The sequence below is a fragment of the Rhizobium sp. 05L419 genome (genome assembly GCF_056397845.1).
In genome coordinates this window covers 139,604-156,141 of record NZ_JBFTOF010000003.1, presented here as the reverse complement: position 1 = coordinate 156,141, position 16,538 = coordinate 139,604, and the positions used below count along the sequence as shown (strand labels likewise).

Genomic DNA, 16,538 nt, shown 5'->3' with positions numbered 1-16,538 from the left:
AGCCGCGCTATTTCAGGCATAAAAAACGCTCGCAGCGATCCGCTGCGAGCGTTTTGCGTTCCGTCGCTTGTTGATCTCAGGCGGCCTGCGCCAGCTCGTCGGCAATGACCGTGTCGAGGTTCAGGAAGCAAACCATAGTCTTCTCAAGCGCTACGATGCCGCGGCAGAAGGCACGCTGGGCTTCAGGGATGATTTCCGGGGCCGGCTGCAGGTCTTCACTCTTGATGGTCATCATGTCGGACACCTGCTCGACCAGCAGGCCGACCAGCTTGCCGGCGATGTCTGTGACGATGATGGCGGAGCGTTCGGAAGGCTCCGTCATTTTCATCCCGAGGCGGCAGGCCATATCGATGACCGGAATCACCGCGCCCCGCAGGTTGATCAGGCCGAGAACATATGGCGGCGTGTGCGGCATCGGGGTCACCGGTGCCCAACCGCGAATTTCCCGGATCGCCATGATGTCGATACAGAACTCCTGCTCACCGAGGTGGAAGGAGACGATTTCGAGGTGCGCGCCAGTCTGGTTGAAAACGGTGTTGTTCATGATCAGAATTCTTCCCAAGTGTCTCCGGCCGGAGCGGCCATGGCTCTGGCGGCAGCGCCGCCGCTGAATGCGCCCGCGACCTTGCCGATGAGGCTCCGGGCGGGAGATGGTTTCGGATGCGAGACTGCGGTTGCTTCCCGCGGCGTTGAACGGGCATTCATGCCCTCGCCGATCTTGAACGTCTGGATCACCTGGATGAGGTTGTCGGCGTCGGTGGCGAGCGTATGGCTTGCCGCGTTCGTCTCTTCCACCATGGCCGCGTTCTTTTGCGTGACCTGATCCATCTGACTGATGGCCGTGTTGATTTCGTTCAGTCCGACCGATTGTTCGCGTGCAGAGGTTACGATTGATTTAACATGCTCGTCGATGCGCGAAACATCTTCGCCGATCTGGCGGAGCGCCTCGCCGGCTGCTGTCACGAGTTCGCCGCCGATCTTCACTTCGGCGCCCGATTTTCCGATCAGGGCCTTGATGTCCTTGGCGGCGCCTGCGGCGCGACCGGCAAGTTCGCGCACTTCCTGAGCGACGACCGCAAAGCCCTTGCCGGCTTCGCCTGCGCGCGCCGCCTCGACGCCGGCGTTTAGCGCCAACAGGTTGGTCTGGAAGGCAATCTCGTCAATGACGCTCAGGATCGTACCGATCTCGCGGGAAGCGCCCTCAATTCGCTGCATGGCTGCCATGGCATCGGTGACGACGATGTCGGACTTCGTCGTGTTCTCGCGCGTATGTGCAACCATCTTGCCGACTTCCTCGGCGCGGTTTGTCGCGCTGCGGACCGTCGCGGTGATCTGGTCGAGCGCGGCGGAGGTTTCTTCCAGCGAGGCGGCCTGCTGCTCAGTGCGCTTGGCAAGGTCGTCGGCGGCTGAACGCATCTGCTGGCTGTTTGCCTGGATCGAGGTGCCGTTCCGGGCGATGTCGACCATTGTCCTGCGGAGCGTCGACGTCGCCAGGTTGAAGTCGCTGCGCAGGCGTTCAAGCTCCGGCGTGAAGGGCTCGTCGATCGTCGCGGTGACGTCGCCGCCGGCGAGCCGGGTCAAGCCCTGGCCAAGCGCGTTGACAACGCTGTTTAACGCCTTTGTATCGGCAAGCTTGGCGGCTTCGAGGCTGCGGCGTTCGGCATCGCGCTGCTGGCGCTCGCTCTCGCCTCGGGTCTCCAGCGAAAGCTTCTCGATCGCGGCGAGGCGGAAACCCTCGGCGGCGCGTGCCATGTCTCCGATCTCGTCGCCGCGATCCGTTGCGGGGACATCGCTGTCTAGGTCGCCGTTCCCGATCCGCTGCATGCTGTTGCGGACGGACTGGACGCCGCGACGGATCGATCCGCCGTGGATATACTGGAGTGCGGCCAGGCACAGGATGGCGACGAGGGCGAGAGCGACCTGGATGTAGACCGCGTGCTGGGAAATTTCGTTTGCGTGGTCGATCCTCTGCTTGGCGACAGCACCGCCATCCGTGGCCAGTTTGACGAGCGTAGACGTCAGCTTGTCGCCGCCTTCGTCGATGGCGTCGTCGAGCTTGTCAAATTCGCTATCGGGTGCGCCGGATTCAACGGCAGCCTTGAGGTCCCCGACGATGCTCCGCTTCAGGGAGGCGACATCTGCGTCGTAGCTGGATAGCAATGCTGTGGCATTCAATTCTTCTGCCAGGAGGTGCATGTATTTCGAACCACTCGAAAGCTGGTCGACCGAATCGTTCATGAGCTTCAGGCGTTCCGGCGCGACCGCCTTGTCGCCCCGATCCACGATGGTATCCATGGCAGCAAGGATGAGCGTCAGATTTGCCGTGCGCATTTCGTTGATATGATCAACGCTTGCCTGAATTTCGTTCGCCTGCCGCAAGGCGCCGCCGACGACCTTGTTCTCGTACCAGGCAAATGCGAGCATCGAGCCAAAGCCGATGAATGCTGCCGCCCCCAGCGTCCCCAGCCTCTGACTGACAGAAAGGCTCTTGCGCACCGTCGTATGTGTCATGTGAAGACTGTCCCCCTCCGCGATAGGCGCGGACATGTTTTTTGCGCGCATGCGGACATCCGGCCATATCAGGCACCAGGAGACGTCATGTCATTGAACGTTGAGCGTTCCATCCATAGCTAAATATACATATGATTTTTTAAGTCTTTCCTAATGATGTTGATGTTGCCTAAAAAACTCTGGTCACGCGGATCATCTCACTGGAAACAAACGATATTTCCCTCTCGTGCGTGTTTGTCTCAAATTCGTGGCGGGGCAATTGAGCACAGGCGAGAAAACGCGTTGTTGAATTGCGCGTCGGGGTGCGAAGAGATATCAGGCGAGGGAGGGGCAATCCCCGTCTGCAAGGAATTTGATCGATGAAGACTGTCCGCATAGCGGTGTGGGTTGCGGTGCTCGTGATGGCAGGTATCCTTGGTTGGCTGACGCTCAATGTCACCCAGACCAAGCAGACCCTGTCCGAGGGGCCGTTTGGGGTGCCATTTACGCTGGTCGCGCAGAATGGACAGCCGATTACCGAGCAGGCGTTCCGTGGCAAGCCCACGGCGCTGTTTTTCGGATTTACCCATTGCCCGGAAGTCTGCCCGACGACGCTGTTCGAGCTGAATGGGTGGCTGGAGAAAATCGATCCGAAGGGCGACAAGCTGCAAGCCTACTTCGTCACCGTCGATCCGGAGCGCGATACGCCCGATGTGATGAACCAATACGTATCCAATGTCTCCAAGCGAATCGTCGGAATTTCCGGAGATCCCGACAAGGTTGCCGACGTGATCAAGGGCTACCGCGTGTATGCCAAGAAGGTGCCCGTCGACGAGAGCAACCCGAACGGCGACTACACGATGGATCATACGGCCTCCGTTTTCCTGCTCGATTCGGCCGGGCGGTTCTCCGGCACCATTGCCTATGGCGAAAATCCCGATACGGCGGTAAAAAAGCTGGAGAACCTCGTCAACAAGGGATGACGTCATGGCGCCGGGGCACCGCAGCATTCTCATTGCCGGAGCCGGCGCGACCGGGTTGACAGCTGCGCTTGAGCTTTCCCGACGCGGCTTCCGGCCACGGATCGTCGACAGTGATTCCGGCCCAGTTCCGCTCGTCGAAAGCCGCGCGCTCGGCGTCAATGCACGAACGCTGACGCTGCTTTCACCGTCGCGTGTCACCGACGCGATCTTGCAGGAGGCGCTGCAAATCGCACATTTCCGCATCGTTTCGAAAGGGCGCCGGCTCGCAGAACTCGATACGACCACGGTGGAGGGGCCTTACAGTGCCCTCCACGCACTGGCGCAGGGCCACACGGAGCGCCTGCTTCTTGGCAAGCTCTCCGACTACGAGGTCGTTCCGGAATGGCAGACTGCTGTCGAGGGTGTCTCCGCAGATCCGGGCAAGCCGCGAGTGATGCTTCGTAGGCCAGATGGGTCGGTGGAGACCGCGGACTTCGACATGGTGATCGGCGCTGACGGCGCGCATTCCATCGTGCGCAAGGCAGTCGGGATCGGCTTTCCCGGGCAGGCGCTGGAGACTAGCTTTTATCTGGCCGACTTCCGTTATGCGCAGCCGGTCGATCCGCATTGCGCCGAGATCAGGCTGTTTGATCCCGGCATGATCGGCAGGTTGCCGCTTGAGCGCGACGTGCTGCGCTACATTTCGACACTTCCGGATTTCGAAAGCAGCATCGAGCATCCTGCCCCGATTGCGGAACGGGTGTGGGCATCCAACTTTCGAGTGCATTTCCGCCATGCCGATACGATGGCAAAGGGAAATGTCTTTCTCGCCGGCGATGCCGCCCACATCCATTCGCCGGCGGGCGCCCGGGGCATGAACCTTGGGATAGAGGACGCCTGCTGGCTCGCCTGGTTGGTTTCGGAGGGACGGGAACGCGAATATGCAAGACTTCGCAGGCCGGCGGTGGAGACAGTGCTGAAGCAGACGCGCCAGCTCACCTCGCTGATCACCATGAGCAATCCCATGGCAATCTCGATTCGCAATCTTGCGGTGCCCGTGCTTTTCAGAATACCTGCGTTTTCACGAAAATTGCTTCGCGGCATTGCCGGATATGATACGCCGTCACCGCCGTGGATCGATGGCGCGCTATAACTGGAAAGACCGACCTTGAGTGAAATACGCCTCTATGTGACGACGACCGAAGTGCTGGCCGGGCAGATCCTCGATCTGTTGTCCGAAGTGCTTGGCGAAGAAGATTTCGCGATCGCGACCAACGAGATCGACGAGAAGAAGGACATCTGGGAGGCGTCGGTCTACATGATGCGCGCGGACGAGGCAGAGGTCCGCACCCGTGTCGAAGAGGCGCTGACGCACTCCTTTCCCGAGGCAAAGGTCGAGCGCGAAGTCATTCCCGTGATCGATTGGGTCGCCAAGTCGCTGGAGGGCCTGAAGCCCGTTCGGGCAGGGCGCTTTCTCGTGCACGGCTCGCACGACCGCGACAAGGTTCGTACCGGCGATATCGCCATCGAGATCGATGCAGGCCAGGCGTTCGGAACCGGCCATCACGGGACGACGGCGGGTTGCCTGGAGACGATCGACCGGGTGGTCCGTTCACGGCGTGTGCGCAATGCGCTTGATCTCGGTACAGGAAGCGGCGTCCTGGCGATTGCCGTTCGCAAATTGAAGAACATCCCGGTGCTGGCGACGGATATCGATCCGATCGCGACACGAGTTGCCGCCGAAAATGTTCGCCGCAACGGCATTGCATCGGGCATTTCCACCGAGACGGCACCCGGGTTTCATTCGACGGCATTCTCGGCGCACGGTCCATTCGATCTGATCATCGCCAACATTCTGGCGCGACCGCTGATCAAGATGGCGCCGCAACTCGTCAATCACTTGGCGCCAGGTGGGTCGGTGATCCTGTCGGGCATTCTCGCTTCGCAGCGCTGGAAGGTGCTGGCCGCCTACAACGGTGCGCATCTGCGCCATGTCCGCACCATCTGGCGCAACGGCTGGGTGACCATTCATCTGGACCGCCCCTGAGGCGATAGCCAAAAGAAAAGGCGGTGCCGATGGCACCGCCTTGAGACCGGTTTCCCGGTCTGTACCCGCGAGCTCGAAGGAGGAGGGATGCTCGAGCGGGCTTCTACTTGTTCTGATCGCCGGTCCGGTGAGGGAGGAGGAGAGCGAAGCGGCGAGTTGCTCAGAACGCGTAGCTGGTTGCGCCCTGGTGGCGCGTAACCTTGTGGCCGGCACCACGCATCGTGAGGGTGTCCCCATTCAGCGGGCGGAGCGAGCCGAGAACGTGACGCACGGTCTGGCGCTCGCCAGCCTGCACCGGGCTGCTGTAAGCGGAGCGCGACAGAGAGGCAGTCATTTCTAAATTCCTTTTCGTTTGAGGTTCGTCTCGAACCGTTTGATGAGGCCTATATAGTCACTCCGGAAACTTCAGGCAGAGGGTTTCGCTCATGGGAGCCATGCAGGGAATGCATAAAGCGTGCCAGTTTGCGAAAGGTCGCCTCATTTTCGCCAAAATATTGGGCGGCCTACTGGCATGCGCTAGGTGCCTGTTTTTCTCCCTTCGACCTGGAATTCCGATAATATAGCGCCATCCTGCCTGCCGGCTTCGTACCCAACACTAGGTTTTTGAGCATGTTCCAGTCCTTTGAAGTCACCTCCACGCCGCAATTCGGCCGCGATCGCGTTTCGGCTTTGCGCACAAGTTTCGATGCACTCGGTATCGACGCCTTCCTCGTGCCGCGCGCCGACGAGTTCAACGGCGAGTATGTGCCGGCATGCGCAGAGCGACTGGCTTGGCTGACTGGCTTCACCGGATCTGCTGGGATGGCTCTGATAACGCGTTCGCAAGCCATCGTTTTCGTGGACGGGCGATATGTCACACAGCTTGCCGAGCAGGTGGACGGCTCCGTTTTTACCGGCGGCGATCTCGTCAACGAGCCACCGCATGTCTGGATCGGCACGAACGGAAGCAAAGGCTTTCGGCTCGGCATCGATCCGTGGCTGCACTCGGGCGCCGAGGTACGGCGTCTTGAAATGGCGCTCGCCGGGATCGGCGGCTCGCTTGTCATCCTGCCGCACAATCCGCTCGACAGGCTCTGGGCAGACCGTCCGAAAGAACCGCTCGGGGCGGTGGCAATCCAGAACATCGGGCAGGCCGGCGTGTTGGCGACCGACAAAATTGCCACCATTGCGTCCGATCTCGCCGGCAAGAACCTCAAGGGGGTGCTGATCGCCGACCCTTCCTCGGTCGCGTGGACGTTCAACATCCGCGGTGCCGACGTGCCGCACACGCCGCATCCGCTGGCGCGCGCCATCGTCTATGCGGACGGTAAGGCGGACCTGTTCCTCGACAAGCGGAAGACGGGTATCGAGGCCGAGGCCTATCTGGCGCAGATGTGCATGCAGCTGGCGCCGTCGGCGTTGGAGGAAAGGCTTTCGGCCGTGTCGAAGGACGGCGGTCGGGTGCTGGTCGATCCCGATCTGACCTCCTACGGGCTTGCCGAGATCATTCGCACGGCGGGTGGCGAGGTGGTCGAAGGCAACGATCCGGCGAAGCTTCCGCGCGCCGTCAAGAACAGCGTGGAAATCAACGGTTCGGCTGCGGCACACCTGCAGGACGGCGCGGCGATGGTGGAATTTCTGTGCTGGCTGGCGCAGACGAAGCCCGGCACCGTCACCGAAATCGAGGTGGCGGAGAAGCTCGAGGCGGCCCGTGCGCGGGTTGGCCAGAGCATGCAGAATCCGCTCAAGGACATTTCCTTCGACACGATCTCCGGCGCCGGCGAACATGCGGCGATCATGCACTATCGCGTGACGACGGAAAGCAACCGCAAGCTCGAAGCCGGCGAACTCTTCCTGATCGATTCAGGCGCACAGTACATCAACGGCACCACCGACATTACCCGCACAGTCGGGATCGGAGCCGTGTCCGAAGAGCAGAAGCGGTTCTTCACGCTGGTTCTCAAGGGCATGATCCAGATCAGCATGGCGCGCTTTCCGAAGGGGACGCGCGGTTGCGATCTCGACCCGCTGGCGCGCATCGCGCTCTGGCGCGCCGGCGTCGACTTCGGGCATGGCACCGGCCATGGCGTCGGCTCCTACCTGTCGGTGCATGAAGGGCCGCAGCGCATCTCGAGGCTCTCGACGCAGGAGCTGTTGTCCGGCATGATCCTCTCCAACGAGCCCGGTTACTACCGGCCCGGCGCCTTCGGCATCCGCATCGAGAACCTGATCTATGTCAGCGAGCCGGAAGCGATCGAAGGCGGCGATTTGCCGATGCTTGGCTTCGAGACGCTGACGTTCTGCCCGATCGACCGCAGCCTTGTCATGCCCGTACTTCTCACGCACGACGAGTTACGCTGGTTCAACGACTACCATGAGCGGACGCGCGAGGCGCTGATGCCGCTGATTCACGACCGCGACGTCAAGGCATGGCTGGAGAATGCAACGTTGCCGCTGGAATATTGAGAAGCATCGAACCGGAAAATCCGGGGGCCGTATCGGCCGACCGTCTCGGCTGATGGTGTGGCGTCACATCCCGATGGTGTGACGCCACACCATCACGACCAACCAGGCCGCCACCAGCATCCATAGATGCGAAATCCGCAACGCAACCAGCAGGGCCGCGACAAGCGCAAGCTTCATATCCCAGCCGCCGTTGTAGAAGGCGGGAGCTACCAGCGTCGTCAGAACGGCGGCGGGCACGGCCGCGAGTGCGGCTTCCATGCGCGGCGGGATGCGTTTCATCGTGGTGATGAGGATATAGCCGCCGATGCGTGTGGCGTAGGTCGCGACTGCTGCTGCCAGAATGACCAGTGCCATGTGCAGATCGAAAGACATGCTCAGACCTCGTGCAGATCGGTTTCGAGTTCCTGCTCCTGCGGCGGCGGCGGTAGCAGGGCGGCGAGAACGATGCCGGCTGCAGCCCCCAGGCTAACGTGCCAGGGCGAGCCGACATAGCGATAGGCGATGATCGAGGCGACGGCACTGACGGAGGCGACCGGCAGGAAGTTGTTGCGGTGGCGAAAGTCCAGCACAATCCCGAGAAAATAGGCGGGCAGCAGGATATCCAGGCCGATGGATTTCGGATCGCCGATGAAGCTGCCGAGAAGTCCGCCGATCAGGCTGATGATCACCCACGGCACGTAGATGATGATGCCGAAGCCGAGATACCAGGCGAAGGTCACGGGCTTGCCTGCTTCGCCGCGCTTGACCGTTTCGGCAAACTGCGGATCGACGAGCAGGAAAAAGGTGAAGAACTTCTGGATGGCGGAGAAGTGCCTGATGTAAGGCGCGATGGCCGCCGAGTACAGGACGTGGCGGAAGTTCACCGCGAGGATGGATGCCACGATCAGCCATGCCTGGACGTTGTGGCCGAATAGCGATGCCCACCATCTGGCTGGCGCCGGCATAGACGGTGCCGCTCATAAAGGTCAGTTCGGCCAGCGACATGCCGTTGTCGGCTGCAAGCGCGCCGAACAGTGCACCGAACGGCGCGGAGGCGAGCGCAACGGGAAAACCGCCACGCAAGCCCTCGATAAAATACGCGCGACTCATCGGCGACAATCCTTCTGGAATTTTGAGTTCCCTCTAAGGTGGCGGTCTGTTGGCTGCAAACGATTTTCCTTGATCGATCGATCGATTTCGCTGAACGGTGCCATTCTAACCGAGCTACCTGTGAGGGAGACGATGAAGCCTATTGAATTTTCCAAGGACGAGAAGGCGGCGCTGGTTTCACGCATCCAGCATTATTTCGACCAGGAGCTCGATCAGTCGATCGGCTTTCTGAAAGCCGAGCTCGTCCTGGACTTCTTCGCGAAGGAAGTCGGAGCGGCCTACTACAAGCAAGGGCTCGAGGATGCACAGATCGCGCTCGCCAGGCGCATCGATGACTTTTCCGAGGACGTCTACCAGCTGCAGCGAGACGCCACCGACTGATCAGCCGGCAAGCGCCTGTTTGCTGGTGACGATGTCGATGCCGTGCCCGCGCATTTCCTCGATCGCTGCGGCGACTCCCTCCGGGGTTATGCCGCGGCTGGCATCCTCGATGAACCGAACCCTGATGCCGGGCATCATTTCGAGCGCATCCAACGCCGAGAATTTGACGCAGTAGTCGGTGGCCAGGCCGCAGACGTCGAGTTCGGTAACCTCCTGTCCCGCGAGGAAATCGGCAAGGCCCGTTACGGCGTCCTGCTCGTTGTCGCGGAAGGCCGAATAGCTGTCGACCTCACGGTTTTCGCCTTTTTGTATGATCAGGTCGATGTCGTCCACTTTGAGTGCCGGATGCAGTTCGGCGTCGGCAGTGCCCTGGACGCAGTGGTCCGGCCACATCATTTGCGGCTTGCCGGCTAGAATGCCGAGCTCAAAGGGGTCGCGGCCGGGGTGCGAGGAGGCAAAGCTGCCATGGCCTGCGGGGTGCCAGTCCTGTGAAGCGACGACCAGATCGTATCTGGCACTTTCGATCAGCTGGTTTGCGATTGGAACCACCTTGTCGCCGTCGGGCACTGCCAGGTTCCCGCCAGGGCAGAAGCCATTCTGAATATCGACCAACAGCAGCGCTTTCATGGTGCACGTCTCCACCTATTGTTGCGCTGCAAGATGCCAAGGCGAAATGCAAGGCGCAAGGGGTGAAAATGCCTCGCCGCGAAGCGGCGAAGCGTCATTCCAAAATCAACGGGGCCGAAATCAACGGGGCCGATGGCCCTTCAACCCGTAGAAGGCGATGTAGACATAGCAGACGATCGGCATCAGGAAGCCGAGATGAATGCCGACCGTGTCGGCCAGGCCGCCCTGAACCAGCGGGAGCAGTGCGCCGCCGACGATTGCCAGGCAAAGGATACCCGAGCCCTGACTGGTGTATTTCCCAAGGCCATACAGCGCGAGGCTGAAGATCGTCGGGAACATGATCGAGTTGAAGAGCCCGATCGACAGCACCGACCACATGGCGACATGGCCGCCCGAGAAGACGGTGAGCAGCAGCAGCGCAATCACGACGACGGCGTTGAAGGCAAGCGCCTTGCCGTCATCGACGTAGCGCATCACGACGGCGCCGATGAAGCGGCCGATCATTGCGCCGCCCCAGAAATAAGCGACGTGGTGGGCTGCCTCCGCCTCCGAGAAGCCCGCGATGTCGGGCTGGCTCATGAAGTTCACGAGGAAGCTGCCGATGCTGACTTCCGCGCCGACATAAAGGAAGATGCCGACCGCGCCAAGCACCAGATGGCGATACTGCCAGGCGGAGCCGCCGTCGGTGATGGGCTGGATATCGCCGGCGTCTTCGACCTGCGGCAGCTTCAATGCCGCGAAGAGGGCAGCGAGCAACAGGAACGCGATCGCCAGCAGCATGTAGGGAAACTTGACCGCGTTCGCTTCTGCCAGCCGGATCGCATCGAGCTGTTCAGGCGTTGCGCCGACAACGGCAGCTGTCGTGGCGGAGAGGATCAGCAGGGCGCCGAACATCGGAGCGAGCGTCGTGCCGAGCGAGTTGAAGGCCTGGGTCAGCGTCAGGCGGCTGGCAGCCGTATCCGGCGGGCCAAGCACGGTCACATAGGGATTGGCCGCGACCTGCAGGAGGGTGATGCCGCAAGCGAGAACGAACAGCGCTGCGAGGAAGAGGGCGTAGACCCTGTAGCCTGCCGCGGGAATGAAGAGCGCGCAACCGATCGCGGCGATCACGAGGCCGAGCACGATGCCCCACTTGTAGCCGATGCGCTTGACCAGCGCGCCGGCGGGAAGCGAGGCGATGAAATAAGCGCCGAAGAAGCAGAACTGGATCAGCATCGACTGCGTGTAGTTCAACTGGAAGACATTCTTCAGGTGCGGCACAAGGATGTCGTTAAGGCAGGTGATGAAGCCCCACATGAAGAACAGCGACGTCAGGGCTACAAGGGCAAATCCATGGTTCGCGGCGGGGGAAGATGCTGATGAAGCCGGGCGTGTCGTCGCGGCGTTGTTGGTGATGATACCAGCCACTTTTTTGTACCTCTTTTTCTTGTTGGCGCCGGGTATTTTCCGTTGAAAGCCGTCTTCGGGGACGGGCCGGCGGCGGCTCGGCGGGGCGCGCTGGGAGGAAGCGTGCAGCAAGCCACAGGGCTGATATAAGCCGCCGCCGGGAATTTCGATAGTATTCAAACGATTTTTATTGTGCATTGCGGTAAAAATCTCGCGACGGCGAAGGATTGTCGGTTTGTGGAGGCGTGGTGGTCTTCCGCCAAGGGTGCCGGGCGGGTATCGGAGCGCGTTCACGCGACCGATACGACCCGTGGTTTGACATGCCTGCATACTCGGACGGGGCGCTGGAAATTGCTGCGATTGAGTAGAAATATATGGCGCTTTCCAGCGCGCCCCGTTCGACGGTTTTGTCCGCACTCCGGTCTCTCCTTATCCCCTCTCAACTTCCACTGGGGAGAATCTTGCGCTTCCCCCGGGGAGAATCTTGCGCTTCCCCTGGGGGCCTTGTGTGCCGCACAGGCACGTCCGAAGCTCAACTCGGCAAAGCACGCCGCCGTCTCCGGAGGGAGCCCCATTTTCTGCGGACCCCACCTGGGAGAGCCTGCGTCGTCCTCCCACACCCAGCGCCGATCCCGCCTCGCCGCAACGCCTTGCGGTGTAGCCGACGCCGGGACGAGGAGGTTGTAGATGCGGGTTTGGGGAGCGGGGGAAATTTAATCGCAGATTTCCGCTAAGTCACTGACTTTGCTCATCTGCGCCAACATCGTCATTCCCCTGCGTCGCTGACGTTGCCATCAACATCCCCACCTTATTCCTGTGACAAGCACAGGAATAGGGAGGTGGTGGAGGTGGAGGTGGAGGTAGTGAAAGCGTCGTCAGTGCGCTCCGAGCCTGGCTTCGGCGAGATCTGCTTCCCGCACGAGCTTGCGCAGAACGTCGTCGGACAGCTTGCGCGACTTGCCGAGACGGAAGAACTCCGCGCGTTCCGCCTTGACGCCGGCAAGCCGCAGCTTGCGCTCGATGTCGTCGATGCGACGAGCGAGCTTTGCGTCGTCGCCGGTCATCGAGCGGCCGTCGATGCGCTGGCGGTAAACGTCCATCAGCCGCGCGCTTGCGTCCACGTAAATGTCCGCATCTGGGCGGCCTTCGCCCATGTCATGCTGCAGCGCTTCGATCGCGCGGATCGCTGCTTGCGCCCCCTTGACGCGTGCCTCGTCTTCCTCGCGCTGGTGCGACGGCTCCGGCGGCAGATGAAGACCCTTGAGCAGGATGGGCAGGCCGACGCTTGCGACGACCAGCGAGACGATGATGACGCCGGCGGCAAGGAAAATCGCAAGGTCGCGTGCCGGGAAGGCCGAACCGTCCGTCATGGTCAGAGGCAGGGTCAAGACACCTGCCAGCGTGATGGCGCCGCGCGCGCCTGCAACAGAGGTGGCCGCAACCAGGCGCCAGCTCGGCTTGCTCATGGTCCTGCCGCTTTTCGCGGCACGATAGAGAGTGAAACGCAGCGAGATCCAGACCCAGGCGAACCGGAGGATGCCGAGCGCCAGATTGATCGCGACGACGTAGGCGATCAGCCAGATCGGGTCGTGATGGCCAGTCTCGCGGACGATGCGCGCAGCGCCGGAGGCGATCTGCGGCAGCTGCTCTCCGAGCAGGACGAAGATGATGCCGTTCATGGCGAACTGCACCGTATCCCACACTGCGGTGCGGCGCACGCGGGTGACGGCCAGCGCCTGGCCGCTTTGCTCGCCGTAGCTCATGGTGATGCCGGCCGCGACTGCCGCCAGGATGCCGGAGCATTCCAGATGCTCGGCGGCGAGATAGGCGGCGAAAGGCATGAGGAGGCTGATGAGGATCTGCGCGCCGGTTTCCTCGCCGAGGCGGCGGGTGAAAAATCCCTTTATCCGCATGATGAGCCATGTGAGCACGATGCCGATCACGATGCCGCCGGCGGCGACCCAGACGAAGGTTCCGACCGCCTCGACGAGCGAGAAGGTGCCGGTGAGCACGGCGGCGACGGCAAAGCGCATACAGACCAGCCCCGACGCATCGTTGAGGAGGGATTCGCCTTCGAGGATGTGCATGAGCCGGTTTGGAATGGGAACGCGGGCGGCGATCGCCGAGACCGCGATCGGATCCGTCGGCGACACGATGGCGGCAAGGGCGAAGGCGACGGCCAGCGGCATGGACGGTATCAACCAGTGAACCAGCAGGCCGACGCCGAGAACGGTGAAGACCACGAGGCCGAGCGCCAGCTCGAGGATGACCCCCTTGTCGCGGAAGAGCCCTTCCTTGGGGATGCGCCAGCCATCGAGAAACAGCAGCGGCGGCAGGAAAAGGAGGAAGAACAGGTCCGGATCGAGCGTGACGCCGAGATCCGCGACGGCGGTGATCGCGGCGCCGAGCGCGATCTGCACGATGGGCTGCGGCACCGGTATCGGGGAGAGCCTTGTGAGTGTTCCGCTGACGACCACCGCAAAGAGCAGGAGCAACGAAACGCTGATGCTTTCCATGAATTGCCGATCCTTCGTCTTCTGGTCGATGGTTCGGTTTTGCGTCTTTTCGGCGGTCGGTGCAACCGCGATGCATCGCCTTCACGGCGAAGTGGCTTGCGGACAGCTCCCTGCGCGACGCCGAATGAGGCTCGCTGGCGCTCTGGCGACGATGCCCCCGCTGTCCCGGAACACGGGCTTCGGCGGCTGTTTCGGCTCCCCCGGCGGAGCCTTGTCAATCGCCGATCAAGCGGTCTGGACGTCGTCTGCTGTGGCGGCTACGGGCGATGCGCCGTAGGTGGTCTGGTAGGCGCGGATCGCGGTCTGCATGTCGTTCAGAACCTGCGTCAGGACAGGATCGTCGGCGCTGGATGCGCTGCCGGCGATACCAGACGGATCGGCGGAGAGGATTTCGTCGGAGGTCAGCTTGCCATCGCCGTTTGCGTCCAGCGAGGCGAGGATGCCCTTGGAACCGCTGTCGCCGTCATCGCTGCCGCTGCTGTCGTCGCCGGCACCCGACTGCTGCTGCATCTGCAGCATGATCGAGAGAATGTCGGCAGCGATCTTCTGGGCGATCTTGGTGCYGTCGTCGCTGCTGCTTGATGTCGAGGACTTCGGCGAGGTGGTGTTTGCGGCCGCGAGCTCGTCGGCGGATATGATGCCGTCGCCGTTCTTGTCGAGGCTGGAAAGCGAGGTCTGGTACTGGCTGGACGCGCTGCCGAGGGAGGAAACACTGGTCACTTGAAGCTCCTTTGCGAGTTCATCGTGAGATCCGCCTTTCATGGGCGGACGCAAAACGAGCTAGGACAATTCGGTGGTGTGGTCAAAAGGGGAAAGTCGTGATGAATTTCAGCCGATTGACTGAAACGGCCGAGGTGGATTAACCTTTGGTTTACGCTTTTTATTCCATTGAAATCTTTGGGGTTTTACACGGCCGATTCGGTCGGCCCAACGCTTCGCGTGCGCTTCAGGTTCTTTTTTGGCGTTCGCCCGCGTAGAACGCCGTTCGAGGCGTTGACCGGCCCTGCGACATATCGACTGCATCGACGCGCCCGATGTACGGGTCGCACGCGCCAGATTGACAGGCAGCGCGAGTCGCCGCCTGTTCAGACTCGGCGATTCAGACCTTAGATATCGATCGCATCGGACGAATTGCGCGTCGCCAGGATCTTGTCGATCCGCATGCCGTCCATGTCCAGCACTTCGAACTTCCAGCCGTCGAACTCGAACGTCTCGCCGGCCTGCGGGATGTGCTGAAGCACGTGCAGCGCGAACCCCGCCAGCGTGTGAAAATCCGCATCCGGCCTGTCGCGCAGGCCGAGCCTCTCGAATGCGTCGAACGCCGGCATCATGGCATCGATCAGCAGCGAGCCGTCTTCCCTGATCACGATTTCCGGGTCTTCGCCGGATCCCGGCAGATCGCCGGCGATGGCCTCGAGCAGGTCGGTCTGGGTGACGATGCCTTCGAGGCTGCCATATTCGTCGATAACGATGGCGAGCCTGACAGGCGAGGCCTTGAAGCTGTCGAGCACGCGGACGACCGACGTCCCCTCGTGCAACACGAGCGGTTGCCTGATCACCTCCATCGGCTTGACCTTGCCGCCGTCCAGCACCTGGTCGAGCAGGTCCTTTTTCAGCACCATGCCGATGGGCTCGTCGATCGAGCCGTGGGCGACGAGAAGCTGCTCGTGGCTGCACTCGCGGATCGTCTTCAGAATATCGGCCTCGCTGTCATCCGCATCGATCCATTCGACATCGAGCCTGGGCGTCATGATGTCCGAAATCGGCCTTTCGCCGATATTGAACACGCGTTCGACGAGCTGCTGCTGCACCTGATTGAGAAGGCCGGCCTCCTGGCTTTCCGCCACCAGAAGCTTCAGTTCCTGCGGGGAGTGAAACGAGGATTCGCCGGTGCCGGCATGCAAGCCGAAGGCGCGAAGCACCATGTTGCCCATGCCGTTGAGTGCGGAAATCGCGGGCTTGAAGAGGATGAGGAACAAGCCCAGCGGTCGAACGACGGCCAGCGAGGTTCCTTCGCTGCGCTGAAGCGCAAGGCTCTTGGGGGCGAGCTCCCCAAGGACGATATGCAGCGAGGTGATGATGACGAATGCAATCACGACCGCGATGGTGTGAGAGCCGGCCGTCGCCCATTGGCCGGGAAGCCAGGCCAGTAGCGGCTCGATCAGGTGGGCGAGGGCAGGCTCGCCGACCCAGCCGAGCGCAAGCGAGGATATCGTGATGCCGAGCTGCGTGGCGGCAAGATTCGCGTCGAGATTATCCACCGCCCGTTGAAGCGCCGTGGCGTTCATACGCCCTGCGGCAACCAGTTCGGTGACGCGGCTGCGTCTGACTGAAACCAAGGCGAACTCGGCGGCGACGAAAAAGCCATTTGCGGCGACGAGAAGAAAGACAGCGAGAATCCCTACGTAATCGAGAATACTGCCATTCTGGCCTGACATACGATGATAACCCCGGACTATTGAGAAGGTAGCCAACCTAGCATGGAGAAAATCAATGTGGCAGGGGCGAAGTGCCGTCGGATCGCGCCGGCGGTGGATTCTGCCCTAATTTCTCGTCTTGAGTGCAGCGCTGGCGCGGGACTTCAGCGGAGATCAG

At 61.6% G+C, this 16,538-nt stretch carries 14 protein-coding genes and 1 pseudogene; 5 read left to right on the top strand and 10 right to left on the bottom strand.

The window, feature by feature from the left end:
* Nucleotides 1–76: 76 nt before the first annotated feature.
* Both AC1DMK_RS04815 and AC1DMK_RS04810 read right to left on the bottom strand, forming a co-directional pair.
* Nucleotides 77–544: a chemotaxis protein CheW gene (locus AC1DMK_RS04815; RefSeq protein ID WP_037064260.1), complete on the bottom strand. Its 468-nt coding sequence runs from the start codon at nucleotides 542–544 to the stop codon at nucleotides 77–79.
* 2 nt (nucleotides 545–546) lie between these two features.
* Entirely contained in the window at nucleotides 547–2,511 is a 1,965-nt protein-coding gene (locus AC1DMK_RS04810; RefSeq protein ID WP_477857449.1) for a methyl-accepting chemotaxis protein, read from the bottom strand.
* Between the two features lie 359 nt (nucleotides 2,512–2,870).
* Here AC1DMK_RS04810 and AC1DMK_RS04805 point away from each other — a divergent pair, with 359 nt between their 5' ends.
* Genes AC1DMK_RS04805 through AC1DMK_RS04795 form a run of 3 tightly spaced genes read left to right on the top strand, consistent with a single transcriptional unit; the run spans nucleotide 2,871 to nucleotide 5,499 of the window.
* Nucleotides 2,871–3,473, top strand: coding sequence for an SCO family protein (locus AC1DMK_RS04805; protein ID WP_037064258.1), 603 nt, complete (start codon nucleotides 2,871–2,873; stop codon nucleotides 3,471–3,473).
* Between the two features lie 4 nt (nucleotides 3,474–3,477).
* The gene (locus AC1DMK_RS04800) at nucleotides 3,478–4,605 is read left to right on the top strand and encodes an FAD-dependent oxidoreductase (RefSeq protein ID WP_477857446.1); all 1,128 of its coding nucleotides are present in this window, start codon (nucleotides 3,478–3,480) and stop codon (nucleotides 4,603–4,605) included.
* A 15-nt stretch (nucleotides 4,606–4,620) separates the two neighbouring features.
* A complete protein-coding gene (locus AC1DMK_RS04795; RefSeq protein ID WP_037064255.1) occupies nucleotides 4,621–5,499 on the top strand; it encodes a 50S ribosomal protein L11 methyltransferase in 879 nt (292 codons plus the stop codon).
* A gap of 160 nt (nucleotides 5,500–5,659) precedes the next feature.
* Here AC1DMK_RS04795 and AC1DMK_RS04790 read toward each other — a convergent pair whose 3' ends face one another.
* Nucleotides 5,660–5,833: a hypothetical protein gene (locus tag AC1DMK_RS04790; protein WP_196246779.1), complete on the bottom strand. Its 174-nt coding sequence runs from the start codon at nucleotides 5,831–5,833 to the stop codon at nucleotides 5,660–5,662.
* Between the two features lie 275 nt (nucleotides 5,834–6,108).
* On the opposite strand from AC1DMK_RS04790, the gene AC1DMK_RS04785 reads away from it, so the two are divergent.
* Nucleotides 6,109–7,944 carry an aminopeptidase P family protein gene (locus AC1DMK_RS04785; RefSeq protein WP_477857443.1) on the top strand — a complete coding sequence of 612 codons (1,836 nt, stop codon included), beginning with the start codon at nucleotides 6,109–6,111 and terminating at the stop codon, nucleotides 7,942–7,944.
* Between the two features lie 63 nt (nucleotides 7,945–8,007).
* Here AC1DMK_RS04785 and AC1DMK_RS04780 read toward each other — a convergent pair whose 3' ends face one another.
* Together AC1DMK_RS04780 and AC1DMK_RS04775 are read right to left on the bottom strand one after the other, a co-directional pair.
* Nucleotides 8,008–8,316 (bottom strand): AzlD family protein, encoded by a 309-nt coding sequence (locus AC1DMK_RS04780; RefSeq protein ID WP_037064251.1) that lies wholly within the window; start codon nucleotides 8,314–8,316, stop codon nucleotides 8,008–8,010.
* A gap of 2 nt (nucleotides 8,317–8,318) precedes the next feature.
* Nucleotides 8,319–9,033: pseudogene (locus AC1DMK_RS04775) on the bottom strand (AzlC family ABC transporter permease).
* Between the two features lie 132 nt (nucleotides 9,034–9,165).
* Here AC1DMK_RS04775 and AC1DMK_RS04770 point away from each other — a divergent pair.
* Nucleotides 9,166–9,414, top strand: coding sequence for a DUF2164 domain-containing protein (locus tag AC1DMK_RS04770; RefSeq protein WP_037064248.1), 249 nt, complete (start codon nucleotides 9,166–9,168; stop codon nucleotides 9,412–9,414).
* On the opposite strand, the gene pncA is transcribed toward AC1DMK_RS04770, so the two are convergent.
* From pncA to AC1DMK_RS04745, 5 genes are all read right to left on the bottom strand, one after another.
* Nucleotides 9,415–10,041 carry a bifunctional nicotinamidase/pyrazinamidase gene (gene pncA / locus AC1DMK_RS04765; protein ID WP_477857441.1) on the bottom strand — a complete coding sequence of 209 codons (627 nt, stop codon included), beginning with the start codon at nucleotides 10,039–10,041 and terminating at the stop codon, nucleotides 9,415–9,417.
* A gap of 120 nt (nucleotides 10,042–10,161) precedes the next feature.
* Nucleotides 10,162–11,436: a sugar MFS transporter gene (locus AC1DMK_RS04760; protein ID WP_477857702.1), complete on the bottom strand. Its 1,275-nt coding sequence runs from the start codon at nucleotides 11,434–11,436 to the stop codon at nucleotides 10,162–10,164.
* 866 nt (nucleotides 11,437–12,302) lie between these two features.
* Nucleotides 12,303–13,943: a Na+/H+ antiporter gene (locus AC1DMK_RS04755; RefSeq protein WP_477857440.1), complete on the bottom strand. Its 1,641-nt coding sequence runs from the start codon at nucleotides 13,941–13,943 to the stop codon at nucleotides 12,303–12,305.
* 225 nt (nucleotides 13,944–14,168) lie between these two features.
* Nucleotides 14,169–14,663, bottom strand: a complete 495-nt coding sequence (locus AC1DMK_RS04750; protein WP_477857438.1) for a hypothetical protein — start codon at nucleotides 14,661–14,663, stop codon at nucleotides 14,169–14,171.
* Between the two features lie 386 nt (nucleotides 14,664–15,049).
* A complete protein-coding gene (locus AC1DMK_RS04745) occupies nucleotides 15,050–16,381 on the bottom strand; it encodes a hemolysin family protein (protein ID WP_037064243.1) in 1,332 nt (443 codons plus the stop codon).
* Between the last annotated feature and the right edge of the window lie 157 nt (nucleotides 16,382–16,538).